The 16,461-nt window shown below is 64.7% G+C and carries 12 protein-coding genes; 8 read left to right on the top strand and 4 right to left on the bottom strand.

Annotated features, from left to right (window positions below):
* Positions 1 to 189: 189 nt before the first annotated feature.
* Positions 190 to 1,318, top strand: a protein-coding gene (gene prfB, locus AXW83_RS08060; RefSeq protein WP_156639873.1) for a peptide chain release factor 2 whose coding sequence is annotated in 2 segments (ribosomal slippage) — positions 190 to 258 and positions 260 to 1,318 — 1,128 coding nt in all. Because the reading frame shifts where the segments join, the coding sequence is not laid out codon by codon here.
* Between the two features lie 170 nt (positions 1,319 to 1,488).
* Here prfB and AXW83_RS08055 read toward each other — a convergent pair.
* Together AXW83_RS08055 and AXW83_RS08050 are read right to left on the bottom strand one after the other, a co-directional pair.
* The gene (locus AXW83_RS08055) at positions 1,489 to 2,793 is read right to left on the bottom strand and encodes a M23 family metallopeptidase (protein ID WP_066612163.1); all 1,305 of its coding nucleotides are present in this window, start codon (positions 2,791 to 2,793) and stop codon (positions 1,489 to 1,491) included.
* A gap of 86 nt (positions 2,794 to 2,879) precedes the next feature.
* The gene (locus AXW83_RS08050) at positions 2,880 to 3,344 is read right to left on the bottom strand and encodes a peroxiredoxin (protein ID WP_066620098.1); all 465 of its coding nucleotides are present in this window, start codon (positions 3,342 to 3,344) and stop codon (positions 2,880 to 2,882) included.
* 308 nt (positions 3,345 to 3,652) lie between these two features.
* Between AXW83_RS08050 and AXW83_RS08045 the strand changes: the two genes are divergently transcribed.
* Entirely contained in the window at positions 3,653 to 7,024 is a 3,372-nt protein-coding gene (locus AXW83_RS08045; protein WP_156639871.1) for a hypothetical protein, read from the top strand.
* A 9-nt stretch (positions 7,025 to 7,033) separates the two neighbouring features.
* Here AXW83_RS08045 and tyrS read toward each other — a convergent pair whose 3' ends face one another.
* Together tyrS and AXW83_RS08035 are read right to left on the bottom strand one after the other, a co-directional pair.
* Positions 7,034 to 8,278, bottom strand: coding sequence for a tyrosine--tRNA ligase (tyrS, locus tag AXW83_RS08040; RefSeq protein WP_066612159.1), 1,245 nt, complete (start codon positions 8,276 to 8,278; stop codon positions 7,034 to 7,036).
* Positions 8,279 to 8,328: 50 nt separating this feature from the next.
* A complete protein-coding gene (locus AXW83_RS08035; RefSeq protein ID WP_066612157.1) occupies positions 8,329 to 9,012 on the bottom strand; it encodes an alpha/beta hydrolase in 684 nt (227 codons plus the stop codon).
* 306 nt (positions 9,013 to 9,318) lie between these two features.
* Between AXW83_RS08035 and AXW83_RS08030 the strand changes: the two genes are divergently transcribed.
* From AXW83_RS08030 to AXW83_RS08005, 6 genes are all read left to right on the top strand, one after another.
* Positions 9,319 to 10,524 (top strand): cysteine desulfurase family protein, encoded by a 1,206-nt coding sequence (locus tag AXW83_RS08030; protein ID WP_066612156.1) that lies wholly within the window; start codon positions 9,319 to 9,321, stop codon positions 10,522 to 10,524.
* A gap of 62 nt (positions 10,525 to 10,586) precedes the next feature.
* A complete protein-coding gene (gene sufB / locus AXW83_RS08025) occupies positions 10,587 to 12,059 on the top strand; it encodes a Fe-S cluster assembly protein SufB (protein ID WP_066612154.1) in 1,473 nt (490 codons plus the stop codon).
* Between the two features lie 456 nt (positions 12,060 to 12,515).
* Positions 12,516 to 13,268 carry a Fe-S cluster assembly ATPase SufC gene (sufC, locus tag AXW83_RS08020; protein WP_066612153.1) on the top strand — a complete coding sequence of 251 codons (753 nt, stop codon included), beginning with the start codon at positions 12,516 to 12,518 and terminating at the stop codon, positions 13,266 to 13,268.
* Positions 13,268 to 14,608, top strand: coding sequence for a SufB/SufD family protein (locus AXW83_RS08015; protein WP_066612152.1), 1,341 nt, complete (start codon positions 13,268 to 13,270; stop codon positions 14,606 to 14,608). The genes sufC and AXW83_RS08015 overlap by 1 nt, the downstream gene beginning before the upstream one ends.
* A complete protein-coding gene (locus AXW83_RS08010) occupies positions 14,605 to 15,843 on the top strand; it encodes a cysteine desulfurase (RefSeq protein ID WP_066612151.1) in 1,239 nt (412 codons plus the stop codon). Before AXW83_RS08015 ends, AXW83_RS08010 begins: the two co-directional genes overlap by 4 nt.
* A gap of 259 nt (positions 15,844 to 16,102) precedes the next feature.
* Entirely contained in the window at positions 16,103 to 16,441 is a 339-nt protein-coding gene (locus AXW83_RS08005) for an SUF system Fe-S cluster assembly protein (protein ID WP_236841933.1), read from the top strand.
* Positions 16,442 to 16,461 lie beyond the last annotated feature (20 nt).

Genomic DNA, 16,461 nt, shown 5'->3' with positions numbered 1-16,461 from the left:
CGGACGTTTGCCGCGGTAAGCGAGACCTAACCGCCGCTAATCTACCCGTTGCGCTCGACTCATCCAGCGTCCGTCACCTCACCCCTGCCCCTCTCCTTACAGGAGAGGGGTTCCCAGCGCTTCCCGCGCCATTTACTTGCGCCGGCTTCCCCCCTATCCCAGCTTCAGAATCCACGAGGCCTCTCTAACATGCGTCCAGAAATCCAGACCCAGCTCGACAACGCCAAGCAGTCGATCGGACTGCTGAGGAGGCATCTTTGACTGGGATGTCGCACAGCGCCGTCTCGCCGAACTAAACGCCCTCTCGGAGGGACCCGATTTCTGGAACGATGCCGAGAACGCACAGAAGCTGATGCGCGAGCGGACCTCGCTGGAGGACCAGATCGAAGGCATCGGCAAGCTCGAGCGCGATCTCGAAGATGCCCTGACCTTCATCGAACTCGGCGAGATGGAGGGCGATCAGGATTCGATCGCCGAGGGCGAGGCCGGCATCAAGTCGGTCGAGGTCGAGGCGGCACGCCGGCAGGTGGAGACGTTGCTCTCCGGCGAGGCCGACATGCTCGATACCTATCTCGAAATCCATCCCGGCGCGGGCGGTACGGAGAGCCAGGATTGGGCCGAGATGCTCCTGCGCATGTACCGGCGCTGGGGCGAGCGTCGGAAGCTCAAGGTCGAGACGCTGGAATATCAGGACGGCGACACCGCTGGCATCAAGTCGGCGACGCTGCAGTTCAAGGGTCACAATGCCTATGGCTGGCTGAAGACCGAAAGCGGCGTGCACCGGCTGGTGCGCATCTCGCCGTTCGATTCGAATGCGCGGCGGCAGACCTCGTTCGCATCGGTCTGGGTCTATCCGGTCGTCGACGACCGCATCATCATCGACATCAACGAATCGGATTGCCGGATCGACACCTACCGGGCGCAGGGAGCGGGCGGGCAGCACATCAACACGACCGATTCGGCCGTGCGTATCACGCATATCCCGTCAGGGATCGCGGTCTCGTGCCAGCAGGAGCGATCGCAGCACAAGAACAAGGCCAAGGCCTGGGACATGCTGCGCGCCCGGCTCTACGAGGTCGAACTTAAGAAGCGGGAAGACAAGGCGAATGCCGAGCAGGCCTCCAAGACCGATATCGGCTGGGGCCACCAGATCCGCTCCTATGTGCTGCAGCCCTATCAGTTGGTGAAGGATCTGCGCACCGGCGTGAGCTCGACGGCTCCTAGCGAGGTATTGGACGGGGCGCTCGATCCGTTCATGGAGGCGTCTCTCGCTCAACGCGTGTATGGAACGGAAGTCGAGGTCGAAGACATCGACTAGCAAATCTGGTGCTGGACCTTTCGTTCTTCAGTAAAGCGCGCCGTCATCTCGGCCGGAGCGCCGGGATCCATTATAGAGGAGCGACGCTACCCTATGATGGATCCCGGATCTGCGCCGCTTTCGCGGCTTGTCCGGGATGACGCAGTGTTTCTCTGCGGAACAGAAAAGGCTCAGCCCTTTGCGGCAAGCTTCGCGCCGGCTTTCAAGAAGCGGGTCGGGTCGAGCGGTTCGTCGTTGATGCGGGTCTCGTAGTGGAGATGGGGGCCGGTCGAGCGGCCCGTGGAACCGATGCGACCCAGAACCGCGCCGGTCGCGACGGTCTGGCCGACCGCGACCGAGATCGCCGACATATGGGCGTAGCGGGTCGAGACGCCGCCGACATGCTCGATCTCGACCATGTTGCCGTAGCCGCCCGAGTATTCCGCTGTAACGACCTTTCCGGGTGCGGTGGCGCGGATCGGAGAACCGTGCTCGGCCCTGAAATCTACGCCGGTGTGCATGGCTGGGGCGCGCGTGAACGGGTCGACCCGGTAGCCGTAGTTCGAGGTGAAGTCGGCTTCGGCGTCCATCGGGCGACGCAGCGGCAGGCTGTCGACGAGGCCGCGAAGCCGGAAGACCGCGGCAATGCGGGGCTGGATTGCGCTCAGCGTCGCCTCGAAGGGGCCCGCGGAGGGATCGATCCTGAACGGGACGAATGGGCCGCCGACGCCCTTGGGGACATCGTTCGAGGTCATGCGCTCGGTGTCGAGTCCGGTCTCCGAGAGCGCGCCGCGCAGCTTCTTCTGCGTCTCGGCGAGGCTCTGGTCCATCTCGCGCAACGCGTCGAGCTGGGCGCCGCTGGTGTGGGAGATTGCCTGGGCGAGCCGGGCAAGCGTGGTTTCGATGCGTTTGGCGGGCGGCTGTGCCGTCTCGCCGGACTGCCAAGTCTCGTTCTTGCGATCTTCCGCTCCGCGCAGCGCCGGGCTGTCGGGCGCCGGCATCGGCTTCAGGTTCGGCGCGATCGGAGCGAAGCTGGTCACGCCGGAGGCGCGGATCGGCTCCTCGGGCTTGATAAGGCGCGAACGCAGCGGAATTTTCGATGATGGAGCGATGCCGCCGGCCTGCAGTGTGTCCGCGATCGCGGCGACCAGTGACTGCTTGGTTTCGAGATCGGCCTGCCGTGTCGCCAACTCGTCGACCCTGGCCTCGACGCCGTCCTGGTCGAGCAGCGCCCGGCTGGCCAGCCGGTCGATATCGGCGCGCAGCGATGCGATGCGATCCTCATAGGCGTATTGGCGGGTGGTCTCGCGGGCGATCAGCCGCGCCGCCAGATCGTCCTTGCTGAGGATGTACCAGCCGGTGGCGGCGCTCCAGGCCGTGGTCAGGATGAGACATCCCAGCCCGGCCAGGACCGTCATGCGGCTGAGCGTGTAGGTTTTGTGCGAGACGAGGCCCGTGACGGGGAGGGCCGGACCTGTCGAGGCGGAATGGGTCATACGCGATACCGGATGTTACGCTGCCGATGACGCGATCAGACATGATTAAGGTTAATCCTTCGCAAACCGCCGGGACTAGACCGGTGTTACAGCGCCTGTGCTGCCGCCAGCACATCCTCCGCATGGCCGGCAACCTTCACCTTCGGCCAGATCCGGGCGATCCTGCCGTTTACGTCGATCAGGAATGTGGTGCGCTCGACCCCCATATAGGTGCGTCCGTACATGCTCTTCTCGACCCAGATGCAATAGGCGCTAAGAATCGCCTGGGTCTCGTCGGCGGCGAGCGGGAACTCCAGCCCGTGCTTCTTCTTGAACTTGTCATGGCTCTTCACTGGATCGGGCGAAATGCCGAGAATCTCGGTGTTCACCTCGGCGAAGGCCTTTCGCAGTCCGTTGAAAGCGATCGCCTCCTGAGTGCAGCCGGGGGTGTCGTCCTTGGGGTAGGCGTAGAGGACGAGCTTGCGGCCTTTGAAGGCTGAAAGCGACGCTGTGCCGCCCCCGTCGCTGTCGAGGGTGAAGTCCGGGGCATCATCGCCTTCCTTCAAAGTCATGACTGCCTTCCTTTCGTCGCGTTCAGGCTGCATGCAGCGGATGCTGCGGGCCATTCGAGATATGGGGCGCCTTTCGGGGCCAGACCACCTATGGCTGAGAGTTGTCCCGCGGAATTCGCGACGAATCGGATAGGATTGACCGCGGCCTTCGCGACGGCCGTGTTGCAACGGCTTTGTCCGGCTTCCGCGGGATCGATCCGACCTGCCACTGACGAACACGAAGGCTGCAGGTGACAGATAAGTCGTCGGTTTCACAGCAAACGCCGATCGATGCGGCATCCCAGGCGGAGGCCTGTGATACGGCGGCCGTGGCGCGACGCGCAAAGGCCGGGCTGGTGACGATCGTCGTTGCAGTCGGCGTCGCCGCGCTGACACTGGCCGGCGCCGTTGCCACACTGCTGGTGACCGGGATCGTGCCGCTGTCGGGGCTGGAGGGACGGATCTCGACCGCGCTCGCCGAGCGGCTCGGGCCGGACTGGCAGGTCGACGCCGATTCGGCCGAGCTCGGACGGATCGACGGGCGCTCGCAGCTCAGGGTCCGGCAGGTCTCGTTCCGGCATCGCAACGGTACGGCTTTCCGTGCGCCGGAAGCCTTGCTCGGTTACGAACCGATGGCGCTGCTGCGCGGCGAGATAAGGCTGATCTCGGTGGATCTGCGTGGCGTCAATGTCAGGCTCGGCGTCAATCACGACGGTGCGCTGATCGTGAATGCCGATAGCGCCCCACCGGAGACGCCGCAGACGCCCGTGCTGCCCGACGGCGATCACTGGAACGCCTTCACCGCCGTGATGGGGGCGGTGACGACGCTGGCACAGGGCGATGGTCTGCTCGGAGCGCTGGAGACGGCGGGTATGCAGGGCGCGAGGCTGGCGCTGGTCGACCCGGATGGCCGGCAGAAGGCCGGGCTCGAGGATGTCGACATCAGGCTCTCGCGAAGCGGCGAGCGTGTCACCCGCCTGACCATGAGGGGGCGCACCGGAAGCCGCTGGAAGGAGATGGCCGTCGATCTCTCGACCGATCCGGACGGAACCCGGCGGGCCGACATCGACATCATCCGTTTCGAGCCCGCCGAGGTCGTGGCGCTCGCCTTCGGCACGGGGGGCATGTCGATCGATGGGCTGCCGGTGACGGGCAAGGCTTCGCTGCAGCAGAAGCCCAATGGCGATCGCACCATCAAGGCGCGCTTCGACGTGCGTCGCGGCACCATAAGATTTGCCGACGGGCCGATCGAACCGATGACGATCGACGGTGGTCATGTAGAGATCGAGAGTGGTGCCAACCTCAACGATCTGCGGATTCGCAGCGCTCAGATCCAGGCAGGAGCGACCAGGCTTTCTGGTGCGGGAACACTGCAGCAGGATCAGGGTGTCTGGCGCGCCACGATCGAGGCAAGCGGACAGGTCCGTGGTCTCGATTCCGATCCTCCCGTCGCCGTCGACGCGCTCAAAGCCAACCTGTCGGTGGACAACCGTGCGGGCGAGGTGACAATCGAGGCGATGTCGCTGAGCGGGCCGGCCATCCATGCCGACATGAGCGGCTATGTGCAGCAGGTCGGAACCTCCCCCACGCAGCGGCTGTCGATCAGGGCGACCGATTCCGATGCGCGCGCAGTGCTCGCGGTCTGGCCGCGCTGGACCTCGCCGGAGCTGCACATCACGCTGTCGCGCAAGGTCGCTTCGGGCCGTATCGCCAATGTCGAGGTCAAGCTCGACCTGCCGGCCGAGGACCACGCCCGGTTGGTCGGCGGCGCCGGTATGCCCGACGCCGCGCTCGCCGTATCGGTCGATGCGACAAATGTGCGGTTCCTGCCGGATCCCGGACTACCGCCTCTGATCGATGCCCGGATCGTCGGCGGCGCGACGGGGCGGACCGTGAACCTTGCCATTCCGCAGGCGACGGCCGATCTCGGCGGCGATCGCCGCCTGACGCTGAGCGAAGGCACGTTCGTTCTGCCGGAAATCTGGCTGCAGCGCGCACCGTCGCGCACGAGTTTTCGTTCGACGGGGCCGATGGAGGCGCTGGCGGCGCTCTTCGCCTTTCCGGCGCTGAAGGAGTTCTCGCCCGGGCAAATCGACCCCGCAGCTCTTCGCGGCAACAGCGATCTGAAGACAGTCATCTCGCTGCCGATGGCTGATGACCCCAGGCCGGGCGAAGTCGTCGTCCAGAGCAGTGGTGCGCTGACCAATGTGGCCTCGGACACGCTGCTGGGGACCGAGAAGCTCGATGGCGGCACAATGCTGGTCAGTTTCGACCGGGCCGGGCTCGTGATCAAGGGCGAGGCCCGCATCAGCGGGGATCGCAGCCAGATCGAGATCCGACAGAATCCGAAAGGGCAGGGCGAGGCGACGCTCTCTATGACGCTCGACAACGCAGCACGCCAGAAGCGTGGCTTCGGGCCGGAAGCGGGTATTTCGGGACCCGTGCAGGTCAAGGCGGTCAAGCAAGTGGGCAAGAGCGGCGATGGGCCGCCTAGGATCGAGATCGACTTGACCAAGGCCTCGATCGACGGGCTCATTCCCGGGCTGCTCAAGCCGGCCGGCCGCAACGGACGGATCAGCTTCACCTATGTCGCCGACCCAGACGGGCCCGATCTCGAGGATTTCACGCTGGATGCGGCCCCTGCCTTGATCAAGGGCCGGATCGAGCTGACCAAGCAGAATGGCCTCGACGTTGCGAGCCTGTCGCAAGTCAGGCTCTCGCCCGGCGACAATCTCAAGGTCGAGGCCAAGCGCGACGGCAATGTCGTCAAGCTGGTCGTGCGCGGTGCGGTCGCAGATGTCAGGCCGTTCATCCGCGATGCGCAGAATGCGCCGGGTCCGGCACCGCGCAGCGACAAGGCCGCAGCCAAGGGCGGCGACATCGACATCGATCTCGACGTGCCGATCCTGACGGGGTTCAACAACGAGGCGATCAGCAACGCGTCGCTGAAGCTCTCGAAGCGCGGCGGCGACGTGCGATCCGTGGCGTTTCAGGGAAAGATCGGGCGTGCCGACGTCACCGCCAAACAGGGCCAGAACAACGCTCCGCTGACGATCCAGTCCGAGAATGGCGGCGCGCTGCTGCGCTTCATCGATCTGTATCGGCGGGCCTATGGCGGCGATTTCTTCCTGAGCATCGGGCCCGGCGATGTGCGCCAGAGCGGCGAATTGCTGTTCCGCAATTTCGTCGTCCGCGACGAGCCGGCGCTGCGCCGCGTCGTTGGCGACGCCGGCGCGGGCGCGCCGGATCGGACCGGCGGAACGGCGCCGCCGGTCGCCATCGATGCCAGCGAGGTCGCTTTCACCAAGCTCAGGGCCGAGTTCACCCGCTCGGCCAGCCGGCTCGACGTGTCCGACATGGTGATCTGGGGCCAGCAGGTCGGCTTCACCCTGCAGGGCAATGTCGATTATGGGCGCGACCGCGTCGATATCGGCGGCACCTTCGTGCCGGGCTATGCGTTCAACAACGCCTTTGCGCAGGTTCCCGTCGTCGGCGCGCTGCTCGGCGGCGGCAGCCAGTATGGCGGGTTGTTCGCGGTGAATTTCCGAATCTCGGGCGCGGCGAGTGCGCCGACCATGTCGGTCAACCCGCTCTCGGCGCTTGCACCGGGCATCCTGCGCCGATTCGTCGATCCGCTTGGCGGCGCGCCAGAGCAGCGGCCGGTCCAGCCAGGACAGGCGCCGGCTGCGCCGACGCGCTGAAGTTCCGGCTCACTCCGGCCGCAGCAGGACGTGTTTCTTCTTCCCGAAGGAGAGCTTTATCGCGCCCTCCGACGTCAGATCGGCGCTGCCGAGTACGGCACGCTCGTCGGTCACCAGCACATCGTTCACCCGCAGCCCGCCGGCCTTGACCTGCCGGCGCGCCTCGCCGGTGGAGGGGACGAGACCCGCCTTCACGAAAGCCGTCAGAATGCCGAGATTTGAAGCGAACTCGTCGAGCGACATCGAGACGCTCGGCAGATCGGCTGCGAGCGAACCTTCCTCAAATGTCTTGCGCGCCGTCTCGAAGGCAGCCTCCGCCGCGGCACGGCCATGCAGCATCGCCGTGACCTCGGTCGCAAGCACCTTCTTGGCCTCGTTGATCTCGGCCCCCCCGAGCGCCGCCAGCTTCGCGATCTCGGCCATCGGCATCGTGGTGTAGAGCTTCAGGAAGCGCTCGACATCGGCGTCTTCGGTGTTGCGCCAGAACTGCCAGAACTCATAGGCGCTCATCAGATCGGCATTGAGCCAGACTGCACCGGACGCGGTCTTGCCCATCTTGCCGCCCGATGAAGTGGTCAGGAGCGGCGAGGTCAGCGCGTAGAGCTGGACGTTGCTCATCCGGTGGCCGAGATCGATGCCGTTGACGATGTTGCCCCACTGGTCGGAGCCGCCCATCTGCAGGATGCAGCCGGTGCGCTTGTTCAGCTCGACGAAGTCGTAGGCCTGCAGGATCATGTAGTTGAATTCGAGGAAGGAGAGCGACTGTTCGCGCTCGAGCCGGGTTTTGACGCTGTCGAAGGACAGCATCCGGTTGACCGAGAAGTGGCGGCCGACATCGCGCAGGAATTCCAGGTAGTTCAGGCCGAGCAACCAGTCGGCGTTGTTCATCATGGTCGCCGCACCGGCGAAATCGAGGTAGTTGGCGAAGACGCGCTTGATGCCGAAGAGATTGCGCTCGATGTCCTCGACCGTCAGCAGCTTGCGCGATTCCTCCTTGAAGGACGGATCGCCGACCATCGAGGTGCCGCCGCCCATCAGGGCGATCGGCTTGTGCCCGGTCGCCTGCATCCAATGCAGCATCATGATCTGGATCAGCGAGCCGGCATGGAGCGAGGTCGCCGTCGCGTCGAAGCCGATATAGGCGCTGATCGGCCCCTTCAGCGCGGCAGCATCCAGCCCCTCCGGATCGGAAATCTGGTGGACGTAGCCGCGCTCGGAGAGGGTGCGGAGGAGATCGGATTTGAAGGTGGTCATGGGTTCGCTCTAGTCGAAATCTGGCAGTTTCGCCTTGCCGCCGGAGCCTCTCAGGCCTCGTCCTGCTCCGCCTCGCGCTCTTCCTTCGGGATCTCCGGCCCGACCATGCGGTCGAGATAGGCTCCGACCTGCTCCATGAGCTGGTCGACCTTGCCGTCGAAGAAGTGGTTGGCGCCCTCGACCACGGCGTGTTCGATCTGGATGCCCTTCTGGGTCTTCACCTTCTCGATCACGGCCATGACCTCCTTGACCGGCGCGACGCGATCCTCCGAGCCGTGCACGAACAAGCCAGAGGACGGGCAGGGGGCGAGGAAAGAGAAATCGTAGCGGTTGGCCATCGCCGCGATCGACATGAAGCCCTCGATCTCGGGACGGCGCATCAGGAGCTGCATGCCGATCCAGGCGCCGAAGGAGACGCCGGTGATCCAGCAGCTCTTGGCCTCGGGGTTGAGCGCCTGCATCCAGTCGAGCGCGGCGGCCGCGTCCGAAAGCTCGCCCGCGCCATGGTCGAAATGGCCCTGGCTGCGGCCGACGCCGCGGAAGTTGAAGCGCAGCGCCGAGAAGCCACGGTTCACATAGGTGTAGAACAGGTTGTAGACGATCTGGTTGTTCATCGTCCCGCCGAATTGCGGGTGCGGATGCAGGATGATGGCGAGCGGCGCGCCGCGCTTCTTGGCGGGCTGGTAGCGGCCCTCGATCCGGCCGGCCGGCCCGTTGAAAATCACCTCTGGCATCGTTCTTTCGCCTTTTGCTTGGGCAAGGCCATGTGCGAGAGGCCATGCGAGGCCGCTGGCCTTGCGCAAAACACCCGTTCGCCCTTGACGGCCTCGCCGCTCGCGCCCTACATCAGAGCGCTTAGAATGGTTCTAACAGCCGTGAACGATACGGGAACATGCGGATCTGGCGCCGAATGGCGTCGCCGTTGCTCCTGCCTCCGGCTGGCTAGGACGGGCGGCTATAGCACGGTGCGGGGGTGCGATTTCAAGCCTTTCGTGCCGTCGCCGAAGATGCCACCCGACGAAGAGAGAGTCTGACGCAACGTGACCGGGCCATCCCGCGCCTATCTCGACCACAATGCGACCGCGCCGGTGCGTCCGGCCGTCGGCGAGGCGATGGCGCGCGCGATGGCGATGCCGGGCAATCCGTCCTCGGTGCATGGCGAGGGCAGGGCGGCGCGTGGCGCGATCGAGCAGGCTCGGGCGCAGGTCGCAGGCCTCGTTGGGGCGAAGGCTGCGAATGTCGTCTTCACCAGCGGCGGCACCGAGGCGAATGCGACGGTGCTGTCGCCGGGACTGATGGATTGCGGCGGCGGGTCAGCTTGTGTGCGTGTGCCGGCGTCGCTGCTGCTGCATGGCGCGACCGAGCATCCTTGCGTGCGGGACGGGCATCGCTTTGCTTCCGGCGCCGCCGAGGCGATCCCGGTCGATGCCGATGGGCTTGCCGATCTGGACTGGATCGAGGCGCGGCTGCAGCGGCTCGTCGCGGACAATCCCGGCGCCCGGGTGTTAATTTCGTTGCATCTCGCCAATAACGAGACTGGCGTGATCCAGCCGATCGCCGCGGTTTCGGCGCTGGCAAAGCGGTTCGGCGCCTTGGTGCATAGCGATGCGGTGCAGGCTGCCGGCAAGATCGCCATCGACATCGAGGCGCTGGGCGTCGATGTCTTGACGCTGTCTGCCCACAAGCTCGGCGGGCCGAAGGGTGTCGGTGCGATCGTGTTTCGCACCGGTGCGCTGGAACTCAGCGACAAGCTGCTGCGCGGCGGCGGACAGGAGCGCGGTTGGCGAGCCGGTACAGAGAACCTCCCGGGCATCGTCGGCTGCGGCATCGCGGCCGAACTGGCGGGCGTGGCTCTGGCCTCCGAGGCGCTCAGGCTGGCGGGCTTGCGCGACCGGCTGGAGGCCGGGCTACTGGAGCTGGCACCCGACACGGCGATCTTCGGCCGGCGAGCGGCGCGGCTGCCCAATACCAGCGCTTTCGCCACGCCCGGCATCAGGGCCGAGACCGCGCTGATCATGCTCGATCTGGCGGGGGTTGCATTGTCGTCCGGGTCGGCCTGCTCGTCGGGTAAGGTCAAGCGCTCGCATGTGCTGGACGCCATGGGCGTCGACCCTGCCATGAGCGCAGGGGCCTTGCGGGCCAGCCTCGGCTGGACCACTTGCGAGGCTGAGATTTCGCAGTTTCTGGCGGCCTATGCGAAAGCGCTGGTCGCGACCAAGAGCCGGGACGTCCAGGCAGCCGCCTGAGCCCTTTCGGCCATACGAAGACCAAACCGGCGGGCCTTGAACCCGCGACAGGAGAGTGAGTGATGGCAGCGGTCCAGGAGACCATCGATCAGGTCAAGTCGATCGACGTGACCGAATACAAATACGGCTTCGTCACCGAGATCGAGATGGACAAGCCCGCCAAGGGCCTGACCGAGGACACGGTGCGCTATATCTCGGCGCGGAAGAACGAGCCGGCCTGGATGCTGGAATGGCGGCTCGATGCCTTCAAGCGCTGGAAGACCATGACCGAGCCGGCATGGTCGCGGGTGAACTACCCCCCAATCGACTACCAGAACATCTATTATTATGCCGCGCCGAAGTCCGGGGCCTCGCCACAGTCGCTCGACGAGGTCGATCCGGCTATCCTGGAAACCTACAAGAAGCTCGGTATCCCGCTGCGCGAACAGGAGATCCTGGCCGGCGTCGCCCCGGAGAACCGCGTCGCGGTCGATGCCGTGTTCGACTCGGTTTCGGTCGTCACCACCTTCAAGAAGGAGCTGGCGCAGGCCGGCGTGATCTTCTGCTCTATCTCGGATGCCATCCAGGAGCACCCCGAACTGGTGAAGAAGTACCTCGCCACCGTCGTGCCGGTGACCGACAACTATTTCGCGACGCTGAACTGCGCCGTCTTTACCGATGGCTCCTTCGTCTACATCCCCAAGGGCGTGCGCTGCCCGATGGAGCTGTCGACCTACTTTCGCATCAACGAGCAGAATACCGGCCAGTTCGAGCGCACGCTGATCATCGCCGAGGAAGGCTCCTATGTGAGCTATCTCGAAGGCTGCACCGCGCCCAAGCGCGACGAGAACCAGCTTCATGCGGCGGTGGTCGAGCTGATCGCGCTGGATGATGCCGAGATCAAGTACTCGACCGTGCAGAACTGGTATCCGGGCGATTCCGAGGGCAAGGGCGGCATCTACAACTTCGTCACCAAGCGCGGCGACTGCCGCGGCAGGAACTCCAAGATCTCCTGGACGCAGGTCGAGACCGGCTCGGCGATCACCTGGAAATACCCGTCCTGCATCCTGCGCGGCGACGGCTCGCGCGGCGAGTTCTACTCGATCGCGGTGTCGAACGGGGCGCAGCAGGTCGATTCCGGCACCAAGATGATCCATCTCGGCAAGAACACGACCTCAAAAATCATCGCCAAGGGCATCGCAGCCGGGAAATCCGACTCGACCTATCGCGGCATGGTCTCGGCGCATCGCAAGGCGACCGGCGCTCGCAACTTCACCAATTGCGACTCGCTGCTGATCGGCGACCAGTGCGGCGCGCACACCATCCCCTATATCGAGGCCAAGACCGCGTCGGCGATCTTCGAGCATGAGGCGACGACCTCGAAGATCGGCGAGGACCAGTTGTTCTATTGCCAGCAGCGGGGCTTGTCCGAGGAGGAGGCGGTGGCGCTGATCGTCAACGGCTTCGTCAAGGAGGTGCTGCAGCAGCTCCCGATGGAGTTCGCGGTCGAGGCGCAGAAGCTGATTTCGATCTCGCTCGAGGGGAGCGTGGGGTGAAGAGTCCTGCGATCGTGCACCTTTCTGCTGTTATCGCAATCTGGGCGCTGGTCGATGGAGCGGAGAGTTCGGTAGCGGCTCAAACCTCTCTGGCCTGCACGTTCGAAACCGGGATTGGCTTAGATTTTCACTCGGCAAATGCATTGGCAACTGCATCGAAAAGATTGCCAGATTAGCGAAAATTCCAGTTCTCAGGTTTGTCAGGTCGAGAGCTTGGTAACTTTCGAAATGTTGAGAACGGCTTTGAAGGCGACATCTCCGTTTTTCGAGGTCTGTCAAAGATCGACATTATCGAAAGGGCCGATGGTGCAGACAATGGATTCTTTGTGACCATTTTCCTCGAACAAAAGATCAAAGGCAAGCTGGCAGCCGTCTTGTCGCAGCATAGCTTCATCCAAGGAATTGAATTTTATCGTCCTGAACAGCAAATCGGGACGTGTGAGTAAGGGAACTACAATGCTCGAAATTCGCAATCTCGTCGTCAAGATCGCCGACGAGGACAAGCAGATCCTCAATGGGCTGACACTCACCGTCAATGACGGCGAGGTCGCAGCCATCATGGGCCCTAACGGCTCCGGCAAATCGACGCTCTCCTACGTGATCGCCGGCAAGGAGGACTATGAGGTTCTCGACGGCGAGATCCTGCTCAATGGCGAGAACGTGCTGGAGATGGAGGCCGATGCGCGCGCGGCGGCCGGCATCTTCCTCGCCTTCCAGTATCCGTTGGAGATCCCCGGCGTCGCCACCATGACCTTCCTGAAGGCGGCGATGAACGCGCAGCGGCGCGCGCGGGGTGAGGCCGAACTGCTGACGCCCGACTTCATCAGGCAGGTCAACGCTGCGGCCGACAGCTTGAGCATCGACAAGGCGATGCTGCGCCGGCCGCTCAATGTCGGCTTCTCCGGCGGCGAGAAGAAGCGCATGGAGATCCTGCAGATGGCGCTGCTCTCGCCGTCGATGTGCATCCTCGACGAGACCGATTCCGGGCTCGATATCGACGCGCTGCGGATCGTTGCCGACGGCGTCAACCGCCTGCACGCCGCCAATCGCGGCTTCCTCGTCATCACCCATTACCAGCGCCTTCTGGAGCATATCGTGCCCGATACGGTCCACGTCATGTCGAAGGGCAGGATCGTGAAGACAGGCGGCAAGGAACTGGCGCTGGAGCTCGAAAAGAGCGGCTACGCAGCTTACGCGGACGCTGCGTGATGGCCATCGTCACACCCCTGAAGACAGCGGCCGAACAGGTTCTGTCGCAGCAATTCGCCGGCGCCAAGGGCGAGCTTTCGGGCACGTTGCCGGTGCGCAAGCTGCGCGAGGACGCCTTTGCCGGCTTCGAGGCCAAGGGCCTGCCGCATCGCCGGCTCGAATCCTGGCGCTATACCGATCTGCGCGGGCTGCTGCGCGAGGCCAAGCCGCTCGCGTCGGTGGCGACGGTCACGCCAGCCGTCACGGCGAGGCTCGCCGCGCTGCCGCTCGACGGCGTGCGCCTCGTGCTGGTCGACGGCATGTTCGCGCCCGATCTCTCGACGCTGGAAGGCCTGCCCGAGGGCGTGAGCATCAGGCCGCTGACGGATGCGCTGATCTCCGATCGCGGCGACCTGACCCGCGTGCTGGCCGGCCCGAGCATCGCCGACAGCGACACCGGGCTGATGCTGAACACGGCACTGATGCGCGATGGCGTCTTCGTCGAGATCGCGGAGGGGACGGAGCTCGCCCGGCCGATCGCGATCATCTCGCTCGCCTCGGGCGAGGAGGAGCGCGCGATCTTCCACCGCTCCGTCGTGCTGGCGGGCAAGGCCGTGAAGGCGACAATCGTCGAGATCAGCGAAAGCGCCGGCCCCAAGGCCTCCCAGATCAACGGTGCGATCGTGTTCGAGACCGGTGACGAGAGCGATGTCCAGCATCTGCGTCTCGTGACGCGCCATAGCCCTGAGACCGTGCAGGTGCTGAGCCTGCTCGCGACGGTCGGCGCGCAAGCGAAGTTCGAGAGCTTCTCGCTGGTCTGCAAGGCTGCGACGCTGCGGCAGCAGTATTTCGTCAAATATGCCGGCGAACACAGCGAGATCGGCCTGCGCGGCGTCAACCTGCTGAGCGCCGCCGAACATTCCGACGTGACGCTGGTGATGGACCATGCCGTGCCCCACGGCGTCAGCCGCGAGATGTTCAAGAACATCATCGGTGGCGAGGCGACCGGCGTATTCCAGGGCAAGGTCATCGTGCGTCCCCATGCCCAGAAGACCGATGGCGGGATGCGCAGCAACACGCTGCTGCTGAACGACGGCGCGACGATGTTCAACAAGCCGGAGCTTGAAATCTTCGCCGACGACGTGGTCTGCGGGCATGGCGCGACGGTGGCGCAGATGGACGGCGACCAGCTGTTCTATCTGATGGCGCGCGGGCTGCCGCGGACGGAAGCCGAGGCGCTCGTCCTGCAGGCCTTCGCCGGCGAGGCGGTCGCCTTCGTCGTCGACGAGGCCTTGCGCGAGCTGGTGATGAGCGAGATCGAAGCCTGGCTGGCGCAGCGCAAGGTGGAAGCGATCTCATGAACGCGCTGGCCAGACCCTACGACGTCGCGGCGATCCGCAAGGATTTCACGATCCTGTCCCGCGAAGTCTATGGCAAGCCGCTGGTCTATCTCGACAATGCGGCCTCGGCCCAGAAGCCCGAGGCCGTGATCGAGGCGATGACGCGGCTGATGCGCGAGGACTATGCCAACGTCCATCGCGGGCTGCATTATCTCGCCAACGCCTCGACCGAAGCCTATGAGGGCGCCCGCGAAAGCGCCCGGCGCTTTCTCAATGCGGCCCATCTCGACGAGATCGTCTTTACGCGATCCTCGACCGGCTCGCTGAACACCGTCGCCTCTTCGCTCGGGCGCCATCTCCAGTTGGGCGAGGGCGACGAGGTCATTCTTTCGATCCTGGAGCACCACTCCAACATCGTGCCCTGGCACTATTGGCGCGAGCGCAATGGCGCCGTGATCAAATGGGCACCGGTCGACGAGGATGGCAATTTCCTGATCGAGGAGTTCGAGAAGCTGATCACGTCTCGCACGAAAGTGGTGTCACTGACGCATATGTCGAATGCGATCGGGACGATCGTGCCGATCGCCGAGGTCGCCGCGATCTGCAAGGCGCATGGCCTGCCGCTCGTGGTCGACGGCAGCCAGAGCGCGGTGCACCTCCCGGTCGACGTGCAGGCGCTGGGCTGCGACTTCTACTGCTTCACCGGCCACAAGACCTATGGGCCGACGGGCTCGGGCATCCTCTGGGGCAAGCGCGAATGGCTCGCCAAGCTGCCGCCCTATGAAGGCGGCGGCGAGATGATCGTCACCGTGACCGAAGACGATGTGACCTATAACGACCCGCCGCACCGCTTCGAATCCGGCACGCCGGCGATCGTCGAGGCCGTGGGCCTGGGCGCCGCGCTCGATTACATGATGGCGCTGGGCGCCGAGAACATCGCGGCCCACGAAGCCAGGCTCGGCGCTTATGCGATGGAGCGGCTCGGCGAGATGAACTCGATCCGCATCTTCGGCAAGGCCAGGAACAAGGGCGCGATCGTCGCCTTCGAGATGAAGGGCGCCCACGCCCATGACGTCGCGACCGTGATCGACCGGGCGGGCGTCGCGGTTCGGGCCGGCACCCATTGCGCCATGCCGCTGCTCGCACGATATGGCGTGACATCGACCTGCCGTGCTTCGTTCGGCCTCTACAATACGCTGGAAGAAGTCGATAGACTGGTCGAAGCCCTGCGGAAGGCTGAGACGCTGTTCTCCTGAAGTTTTTGACGGAACCACCATGTCATTCCGGACAGGCCGCGCAGCGGCGCCGATCCGGAATCCATGCCTGAGCACAGTGTCGTTGCGTTCCGGCATGGATTCCGGGTCTGCGCTGCGCTCCGCCCGGAATGACGGCGGTGTTTCCTGCAAGGATGACGGCACCGGTGGGATCGCTGTATAACCGCGGCCAAACCAAGTTCGTGAACTGGATGTTGCGATGACCGATACCGTCGAAGACCTGAAGCCGAACGCGCCGACCATGGGCGCCAGTTCCGCCCTGCCGCCGGAGGAGATCGACCGCCTCACCGACGACATCGTCGCCGCGCTGAAGACGGTCTATGATCCCGAAATCCCCTCCGACATCTACGAGCTCGGCCTGATCTACCGCGTCGATATCGGCGACGACCGCATGGTCGCGATCGACATGACGCTGACCGCGCCGGGTTGCCCGGTCGCCGGCGAGATGCCGGGCTGGGTCGAGAATGCCGTCGCCACCGTGCCGGGCGTCTCGGGCGTCCAGGTGACGATGACGTTCGATCCGCCCTGGGACCAGTCGCGCATGTCCGACGAGGCGAGAGTCGCGCTCGATATGTGGTGATGCTGGACGGACGTCCGGTT

This window comes from Bosea sp. PAMC 26642, from assembly GCF_001562255.1.
In the GTDB taxonomy this organism is placed as follows: Bacteria; Pseudomonadota; Alphaproteobacteria; order Rhizobiales; family Beijerinckiaceae; genus Allobosea.
This window is presented reverse-complemented; position numbering and strand designations above follow the sequence as displayed.